An 8,457-nucleotide genomic window follows, 5' to 3' on the forward strand; every position below is an offset into this window, starting at 1 on the left:
CTTCAAATAATTTGGTATATTCTCTTACTACGCTTTCTTTTTGCGGGGCGGCGCTTTTTTCTTCGGCGGGTTGGCTTTCAGCTCTTCGATGATGGCTTTTGCTTCTTCCACCGTCAGGTCTGCCGCGGTTTCCTGTTTTTCTTTCGGCAGTTTGTAATTGCGCAGGCCCACTTTTAAATACGGCCCGTACGGCCCTCTCAGCACCTGGATCTTTTCCTTTTCGAACACCTTGATGGTGCGCTCGTCTTTCGCCGTGCGTTTTTCCACGATCAGCGGCGCCACTTCTTCCAATTCTACGGTATACGGGTCCATTTCCTTTTTGAGGGAATAGAATTTTTTATCGTGTTGCGCATATGGCCCGAACCTGCCGATGTTCACCGTTACGTCGGTGCCTTCGAACAGGCCGAGGTTGCGCGGCAGGCGGAACAGGTCCATGGCTTCGTCCATGGAAATGGTCTCGATGCTTTGCGTTTGTTTCAGTTTCGCGAAGCGGGGTTTTTCCTCGTCTTCCACGGTACCGATCTGCACCATCGGGCCGAAACGCCCCATGCGCGCGGTAACCGGCTTGCCCGTGGCAGGGTCCTGCCCCAGCAGGCGCTCGCCTTTTACGCGCTCGGCTTTTTCGAGCGTTTCTTCAACGTTCTGATGGAAAGGATCATAGAAGTCGTGGAGCATGTTGTTCCATTTCTTCTTGCCGTTGGCGATTTCGTCGAACTCCTCTTCGATCTTGGCGGTGAAGCCGTAATCCATCACACGTTCGAAATATTGTTTCAGGAAGTCCGTTACCAGCATGCCCAGGTCTGTCGGGAACAGCTTGGATTTTTCGGCGCCGGTGTTTTCCTGTTCGGTTACTTTGGTGATCTGGTCGTTTTTCAGGCTGAGGATGCGGAAGTCCCTTTTGATGCCTTCCTTGTCGCGTTTTTCCACGTACCCGCGTTTCTGAACGGTGGTGATGGTGGGCGCGTAGGTAGAAGGGCGGCCGATGCCGAGCTCTTCGAGTTTTTTCACCAGGCTCGCTTCCGTGTAACGCGGCGCGGGGCGGGTGAAACGCTCGGTGGCTTTCATTTCTTTGAGGTCCAGCGCCTGTTTCACGGCGAGGGGCGGCAATACGCCTTCCTGTTCTTCGTCGCTTTCATCTTCCTCGTCGCGGCCTTCCATGTATACTTTCAGGAAACCGTCGAACTTCAGTACTTCACCGCTGGCGGTCAGTTCTTCGTTGTTGGTGGAAATGCCGATCTTGGCGATGGTCTTTTCCAGTTCCGCATCCGCCATCTGACTGGCGATGGTGCGTTTCCAGATCAGTTCGTACAGCCGTTTGAGGTCCGAATCGTCTACCGTGGAGTTTTCCATGTAAGTAGGTCGGATGGCTTCGTGCGCTTCCTGGGCGTTTTCGTTTTTATTCTTGTATTTCCGGCTCTGGAAATATTTTTCGCCGTAACTGGTGTTGATGGCTTTGCTGATGTCCGCCATGGCAGTGTCTGACAGGCTCACGGAATCCGTACGCATGTAGGTGATCTGCCCGCTTTCATACAGTTTTTGCGCCAGCAGCATGGTTTTAGACACGCTGTAGCCCAGCTTGCGGCTGGCTTCCTGCTGAAGGGTGGAGGTGGTGAACGGCGCGGCGGGGGATTTTTTGCCCGGCTTCACCGTAATGTCTTTAACGGTATAAGCTGCGCCTACGCATTGTTCGAGGAATTTTTCGGCGTCTTCCGCGGTTTTGAAGCGGCCGGGGCCTTCGGCTTTGAAGGTGATGGTGCGGCCCTGGATGTCTTTGGCGAGGAAAAACGCTTCCACCTTAAAGTTGCTGGTAGCGGCAAACGAGTTGATCTCGCGTTCGCGCTCCACAATGAGCCTAACGGCTACGGACTGTACGCGGCCGGCGGACAAAGAATTGCGCATGCTCATTTTGCGCCACAGCACCGGGCTCAGCTCGAAACCTACGATGCGGTCGAGAATGCGGCGGGCCTGTTGGGCGTTTACGAGGTTCATGTCCAGCAGGCGGGGCTCCCGTACGGCCCTTTCGATGGCAGGCTTTGTAATTTCGTGAAATACAATGCGTTTGGTGGTTTTCGGGTCGAGGCCCAAAACCTCGGCGAGGTGCCAGGATATGGCTTCCCCTTCCCGGTCCTCATCCGTTGCCAGCCAAACCTCGTCGGAATCTTTCGCTACTTTTTTGAGCTCCTTTACAACTTTTTCCTTCTCTTCCGGTATTATATACTTGGGTTTAAAGTTGTTCTGAATGTCGATACCCATGTCGTCCTTTTCCAGGTCGCGGATATGACCAAAACAAGATTTAACCTCAAAGTCTTTACCCAATATTTTTTCGATAGTCTTAGCCTTTGCCGGGGACTCAACAATCACGAGATTTTTAGCCATGAACGCCTGCTTTTATTTCTATATAGATACGCTAAAATTTGTACAAAAGTGTTTTTTGAAAGCACAAAAGATACAAATCCGATTTGTGCAAGTATATAAAAGTAGGTTGATATAAAAAACATAAACCGTTAAATACTTGATATCCAGCGGGGAACAACGGCGCATTAATTATAATTATCTGCTATTGGCGGAAAGACACTAATATTACATGTTAAATTTAAACCATGTTTTGTGCCGTTGGCATGGAATTGGGGCCTTTTAGGTTCCTTGCAATCAAACAATATATATGGACATAGTTATAATAGGAGCGGGCAACGTGGCGCATTGTTTCGGTCATCTGATGAAACTGCACGGCCATCATGTAAAGCAGGTGATCAGCCGTAACAAGGCGCATGCGAAAGCGCTGGCGGAGGAGCTTCATGCGGAGCCGTCTGACGACCTGATGGACATCGATATGGAAGCGGACGTGTACCTGCTGGCGGTGGGCGACGATGTGATCCATGAGCTGAACGACCAGCTGCGGCTGGGCCGGCGCATTGTGGTGCATACCGCCGGCGCCGTGCCGATGAGCGCGATCGCCCGCATTTCGGTGAACACCGGCGTGATGTACCCGCTCCAGAGCATCCGGAAAGAAAGCAAAAACTATCCCGAAATCCCCTTGCTGCTGGAAGCGGCCAACGACGAAGTGCTGAAGCGGCTTACGGCCCTCGGGCAAAGCATCAGCGCGTCCATTTCCGTGATGAGCTCCGAACAGCGGCTGCAGATGCACCTGGGTGCCGTTTTCTGCAACAACTTCACCAATCACCTTATAGCCCTCGCCAAATTTTACTGCGAGCAGGAAGGAAGGGATTTTTCCCGGCTGATGCCCCTGATCAGGGAAACATTCCAGCGGCTGGACAAATACCCGCCTGAAAACCTTCAGACCGGCCCGGCCATGCGCAACGACCAGCACACCATGGCCCTGCACGAATCGCTGCTGAAAAATTACCCGTCCATGGCGCAGATCTACCCGCTGCTGAGCGAAAGTATCCACCAGTTCCACAAATGATTGGCGGTGTCGTTAATTACAGATATTTTTGCGCACACCGGCTCACGAGCGGCCGGTGAGAAACAATGGCCATGAACGTTCTGGAACTATTCACCCGCATCCGCACTTTTGTATTCGATGTAGACGGCGTACTGACCGATGGTACGGTACAGTTGCTGCCCAACGGCGAACAAAGCCGTAAAATGAACATCCGCGACGGGTATGCGCTGCAGCTGGCCGTAAAAACGGGGTACCGCGTGGCCGTTATTTCCGGCGGGCGTTCCGAAAGCGTGATCGCCCGGCTGAACGGTCTTGGTATTAAAGACGTGTACACCGGCATTACGGATAAAGTGGACAAACTGCAGGACTATGCGCTGATACACGAGCTGAAGTGGGATGAAGTGCTGTACATGGGAGACGACATACCCGACTACCGCGTGATGCAGCTCACCGGCCTGCCCGCCTGCCCGGCAGACGCGGCGCCGGAGATCAAAAGCATCAGCCGCTATATTTCCCCGCAAAAAGGGGGAGACGGCTGCGTGAGAGACGTGATAGAAAAAGTATTGAAGCTCAACGGCCACTGGCTGCTCGACGAAGGGGTAGCGTCCAGGTAATTAATTATCTATTCGAACTTTATGAGTTTATTCGCGGCATTTTTCAGAATGGTCAGGTATCCGAACCTGATCTATATCGCGCTCACGCAATTCCTGCTGCAATACTGCGTGGTGGAGCCCATTTTGCACAACAACGGGGCCGAGCCTTCGCTGCATTTCGCGCATTTTCTCATGCTGAGCATTTCTACCGTGCTGGTGGCCGCGGGAGGATATATCATCAACGATTATTTCGACATCAATATCGACCTGGTGAACAAGCCGGACAAAATGGTGGTGGATAAGATCATCAACCGGCGCTGGGCCATGGCCTGGCATACCATATTAAATATGGCCGGCGTATCGCTCGGTTTTCTCGTCGCTTTCCAGATCGGGCAGTTTTACCTGGGTTTCATACAGGTGTTCTGCACCCTGCTGCTATGGTTCTATTCCACTTCGTTCAAACGGCAGGTGCTGATCGGCAACGTGGTGATCTCGCTGCTGACGGCGCTGAGCGTGGTGGTGGTGGGTTTTTATGAAAAACAGATCTATGAAAGTTTCGCCGCCATCCTGTCTTACGCGGGCCGCAGGCTGATCCAGATCATCGGCGTGTATGCGCTGTTCGCCTTTTTGCTGTCTATGATCCGCGAGATCGTGAAAGACATGGAAGACATGATCGGCGACAGCAAAGACGGCTGCCGTACCCTTCCCATCGTATGGGGCGTAAAAAAGGCGAAACGTTTTACCATGGCATTGATCGCCGGTTTGCAGCTGGTGCTGGCGGTGATCATGGTCGCCACGGCGCTGAAAGGCTGGTACGCCGCCGTGATGTACATCGCGGTATTCGTGCTGCTGCCGCTCACCGTGAAAGTGCAAAGGCCGCTGGCCGCAGCTTTCCAGCCGGAACAATACCACCAGATCAGCACCTGGATCAAGATCGTGATGCTTACCGGCATCCTGTCGATGATCTTCTTCAAAATCATGTTATAAGTATGTATACAGGCAAACCCGTGATACTGGCTTCCCAAAGCCCGCGCAGGCGGCAATTGCTGGAGCAGGCCGGCATCCCGTTCGAAGTAAAGGTGAGCGAGGCTGAAGAAACTTTTCCCGATGGCATGCCCATTGCCGAAGTGCCCGTGTTTATCGCGCGGCAGAAAGCATTGGCTGTAAAGGCTTTATACGATGAAAACGAAGTGATCGTGGCGGCGGACACCATCGTGGTGCTGGACGGGCGCATCATCGGCAAACCGCGGGACCGGGAAGACGCCATCCAGATCCTTTCCGCCCTCAGCGGCCGTATACACGAAGTGATCACCGGCGTGGTGATACTTCACAACGGCGCCGAAGAAGCTTTCGGGCAAACCACCGAAGTACACTTCAAGCCGCTGACAGCCAGCCAGATCGAATATTACGTAGACCATTATCAGCCTTACGACAAAGCCGGCGCCTACGCCATCCAGGAATGGATCGGCGCAGTAGGCATCGACCGCATCAACGGCTGCTTTTATAACGTGATGGGCCTGCCCGTCAGCCAGGTGGCGGAACGGTTATCAAGGTTATAATTTATTATACATTATAGATTTATTGTTTATATTTGCTGATGTAATGCAATATTGTTGACCGCTTACACGGAACATTGTCATTTCACGAATCAAGATTAACCGGAAACATTCACTCAATCCCATCACTATGAAAAAAGCGCTGCTGGGCTTAGCGTTCCTGGCTACCCTTTACGGATGCTCCAAAAAAAACGACGATAATACCACTCCCGAATTGCATCCGGATAAATATGTGGTTACCCGCGTAACAGGCGAAAACGATTCGCTGGTGCTTGTTTATAACGAAGCCGGGCTGGTGAGCAAATTCTCTCAATGGGAGGGTGCCATGGCCGATTCTTTTGAAGTGAGCTATAGCGACAAAGGTCTTTCCGAATTCAAATACTTCGCGCTCACCGGCAAACGTACGGACCGCAGGTTTGTGTACGACGACAAAGGCCTTATCGCGGTCAATTATTACAACATGGACAACAACGGCCAGCTCATTATCACCGATAAAGATTCCCTCGTGTATAAAGACGGCAAGCTGTCTGAATACCACGAAATATCCGGCGGCATGCGCAACGTGGTGTACAAGCTTACCTGGCTGGGCGTGAATGTGGACAAGGTGGAGTATTTCCTGGTGAACAGCGGCACGGAGATCCCGGTGTCTGTGACCACTTATGCATATGGGGATAAAGCCGGCTACCAGCATGCATTCCCGGCGGATTTTATGCTGCGTTACGAAAAACATAACTTCTCACATCTCAGCGGAAAAACATTGGTGAAAGAAGAGCAGAAAGCCGCCGGCTCCGGCGTATTGATCTTCACCGCGAACTATACTACAACCTATAACGATAACGGCTATCCGAAGGAGATCAAAGTGGATATCGACGATAAGCAGAATAACGAGACCAGTACGTCTGTATTGAAGCTGGAGTATGCTTTGCTGCAATGATGCCATAGTTAAGCCTATGTTAACAACAGGTATTTTCTCTTCTTTGCGCGAATATGGAATATTTTTGCACTTCCTAATACCAATTTTTGAGTAACATGAAGAAATTCCTTGTTTGTGGCCTGATTGTTTTATTAGCTTTCCAGGCTTGTAAAAAAAATAAAAGAACCGAGCCGGAAAAAGAACAACCTCCTAAAGAAATTGTAGACGACTCGCCTCCGGATTATGACAATCCCGATGGTGAATGGACGCTTACTCAATGGGTTTCAGGCGATTTTCGGAGACATTATTCCTATGCCCCGGGAAGGAAATTGATAAGAGTATCCGACAATTACCAACGGCCATATTACCTCACTTATGATGTAAACAACCGTCTTCGAAAAATAGCCAGATTCTTTAACATGGATTCGTTGTTGGTTGGGCATATGGACGGGAAAATAACCCTGATCAGTATATATGACGGCCCAACTGAATTCAGTCGTGATTCCATCCTGTACAATGAAGACGGGAAAATCGGCGGCATAGTCTGGTACGTTAATAGGATCAAGCGAAACATGTTTAAATATGAATGGGAGGGTGATAATGTAGTTTCAACGGCACGGTATGACGTATGGATATGGAGCGACAACGACCGTGATACAACTTACTTCAGTAAGGAAACATATACCTACGACAATGCAAAGTCTCCCTGGAAAACAAACGGAAATATCTGCTTCGAATGGTTTTTAAACAGCGAAATGGGAGAGTTATTAAGTGCTAATAATCTTGTGAGAATTGAGCATTATCAGCAAGACGGTAAAATATACAGGACCGACAGCCTTTCTTATACATATGAGAACGGTTTGCCCAAAACCGCTCTCTCTACTTCCTCGCGCATAACTGTGACCGGGGTAAACGGGACAAATAATTTTTTCTACAAAAAGAAATAAATATCAATAACAAACCTACGGATACCTATGAAAAAACCAATTGCAGGCCTCCTGGCCCTGACCCTTTTTGCTGCATCCTGCTCCGACAACGACAACCCTGAACCGCAAAAGCTCGCGGACGAATACGCGATTATCGGCTGGGACATGAAATTTTCCGACGAAAACGATTCTTCCTATTTCCGTTTCACCTACAATGCAGACAGCACGCTGAAAGAATCCAAAGAATGGGACCAGAACGATAACCAGGAAGATACCGCCTATTCTTATGCCAGCTACCTGGACGGCAAGCTGGTGAAGCTGGAATATAAAGACGGTTTTTCCGGCACAAAAAGAACTGAAATGTCGTATTTCTACAAAGACGGCAAACTGGCAAGGATCAGTTATTATTCCAACGGCGGCGAAGTGTATTATTACGATACGCTCTATTACAATGCAGGCGGGAAACTATCTGAGATGCACACCAAATACGAAAGCTCCCCGGAATACAACAACAAAAAACGTATCCTAACCTGGACGGGCAACAATATCACCAAAGTGGAAATGCACCGGGTAGACCCGGATAATACCGCGAATTACAAACTGGAATCGGTAGAGACGTACACCTACGACAATAAGCCGAACCTGGTAAGCAAAGTGGTGAAAGACGATTATCTCTGGAAAGTGGAATCCATCAGTTTCGAACATCTCAGCGCGAACAACGCGACGAAAGTGGAAGAAGCGTTCACCGGCACGACGAACAAAAAGGTGCGCACGGCAACGTTCACTTACGACGAAAACAACAAACTGGTAAAGTTGACCAACCTGCTGGAATCTTTTTCAGGCACAACGCTCAACAGTTCTTACACTGCCACGCAGGTACTGAAGTATGTGAAGAAGTAAAAATGAAAAATAAGCACGCAAAAAAAAGGTGGTCAGTTATGTACTGCCCCCAAAAGTTTGGACGGATTAAATAATGAAGTTTAAGCGGCTTGAGTTCGGTATTGTACCGGGCTCAAGCCTTTTAATTTGAGTTTTATTCGGTCGTTGTTATAGTAACGGATGTATT

9 protein-coding genes are annotated in these 8,457 nt (G+C 49.9%); 7 read left to right on the forward strand and 2 right to left on the reverse strand.

Annotated elements, in window-relative coordinates:
* Window positions 1–27: 27 nt before the first annotated feature.
* Window positions 28–2,376 carry a type I DNA topoisomerase gene (topA, locus tag J7I43_RS23260; RefSeq protein ID WP_209148387.1) on the reverse strand — a complete coding sequence of 783 codons (2,349 nt, stop codon included), beginning with the start codon at window positions 2,374–2,376 and terminating at the stop codon, window positions 28–30.
* Window positions 2,377–2,662: 286 nt separating this feature from the next.
* Between topA and J7I43_RS23265 the strand changes: the two genes are divergently transcribed.
* The 7 genes from J7I43_RS23265 to J7I43_RS23295 all read left to right on the forward strand — a co-directional run bounded on the left by J7I43_RS23265 (window position 2,663) and on the right by J7I43_RS23295 (window position 8,291).
* Window positions 2,663–3,424 (forward strand): Rossmann-like and DUF2520 domain-containing protein, encoded by a 762-nt coding sequence (locus tag J7I43_RS23265; protein ID WP_209148388.1) that lies wholly within the window; start codon window positions 2,663–2,665, stop codon window positions 3,422–3,424.
* Between the two features lie 71 nt (window positions 3,425–3,495).
* Window positions 3,496–4,017 (forward strand): KdsC family phosphatase, encoded by a 522-nt coding sequence (locus J7I43_RS23270; protein ID WP_209148389.1) that lies wholly within the window; start codon window positions 3,496–3,498, stop codon window positions 4,015–4,017.
* 21 nt (window positions 4,018–4,038) lie between these two features.
* Complete coding sequence (locus tag J7I43_RS23275) at window positions 4,039–4,983, forward strand: geranylgeranylglycerol-phosphate geranylgeranyltransferase (RefSeq protein WP_209148390.1); 945 nt, start codon at window positions 4,039–4,041, stop codon at window positions 4,981–4,983.
* A 2-nt stretch (window positions 4,984–4,985) separates the two neighbouring features.
* Window positions 4,986–5,555, forward strand: coding sequence for a Maf family protein (locus J7I43_RS23280; RefSeq protein ID WP_209148391.1), 570 nt, complete (start codon window positions 4,986–4,988; stop codon window positions 5,553–5,555).
* Window positions 5,556–5,682: 127 nt separating this feature from the next.
* Window positions 5,683–6,486, forward strand: a complete 804-nt coding sequence (locus tag J7I43_RS23285) for a hypothetical protein (RefSeq protein WP_209148392.1) — start codon at window positions 5,683–5,685, stop codon at window positions 6,484–6,486.
* Between the two features lie 95 nt (window positions 6,487–6,581).
* Window positions 6,582–7,412 carry a hypothetical protein gene (locus J7I43_RS23290; protein ID WP_209148393.1) on the forward strand — a complete coding sequence of 277 codons (831 nt, stop codon included), beginning with the start codon at window positions 6,582–6,584 and terminating at the stop codon, window positions 7,410–7,412.
* Window positions 7,413–7,439: 27 nt separating this feature from the next.
* Complete coding sequence (locus J7I43_RS23295; protein ID WP_209148394.1) at window positions 7,440–8,291, forward strand: hypothetical protein; 852 nt, start codon at window positions 7,440–7,442, stop codon at window positions 8,289–8,291.
* Window positions 8,292–8,371: 80 nt separating this feature from the next.
* On the opposite strand, the gene J7I43_RS23300 is transcribed toward J7I43_RS23295, so the two are convergent.
* Window positions 8,372–8,457: IS3 family transposase (locus J7I43_RS23300; protein WP_209148395.1), on the reverse strand; the 86-nt coding region annotated here is incomplete at its 5' end.

Source organism: Chitinophaga chungangae, assembly GCF_017742215.1.
Classification (GTDB): Bacteria; Bacteroidota; Bacteroidia; order Chitinophagales; family Chitinophagaceae; genus Chitinophaga; species Chitinophaga chungangae.